The following is a 447-nucleotide window of genomic DNA, read 5'->3' as shown; positions in this document are numbered from 1 at the left end:
CGACAGCGACTTCCGTCCCAGCCGTGCCAGGTGCTGCCTCAGATTCAGGTTATGCCGCTCAATTCGCTGCGTATATCGCTTGCTGATTACGTGCAGCTTTCCCTTCAGGCGGGATTCATACAGCGGCCAGCCATCCGTCATCCATATCACCACGTCAAAGGGTGACAGCAGGCTCATAAGACGCCCCAGCGTCGCCATAGTGCGTTCACCGAATACGTGCGCAAACCGTCTTCCGGAGCCTGTCATACGCGTAAAACAGCCAGCGCTGGCGCGATTTAGCCCCGACGTATCCCCACTGTTCGTCCATTTCCGCGCAGACGATGACGTCACTGCCCGGCTGTATGCGCGAGGTTACCGACTGCGGCCTGAGTTTTTTAAGTGACGTAAAATCGTGTTGAGGCCAACGCCCATAATGCGGGCGGTTGCCCGGCATCCAACGCCATTCAT

The 447-nt window shown here is 57.5% G+C and carries 1 pseudogene; it reads right to left on the bottom strand.

Annotation, left to right across the window (positions count from 1 at the left end):
- A pseudogene (locus ACMWL8_RS25125) lies at window positions 1-447 on the bottom strand (IS1-like element IS1B family transposase); the annotation flags it as partial.

It is taken from the genome of Enterobacter sp. 04-C-12-SI-ECC (genome assembly GCF_047530715.1).
Classification (GTDB): Bacteria; Pseudomonadota; Gammaproteobacteria; order Enterobacterales; family Enterobacteriaceae; genus Enterobacter; species Enterobacter bugandensis.
Note: the sequence above shows the minus strand (reverse complement) of the source record. Positions and strands in the feature narration are given on the sequence as shown.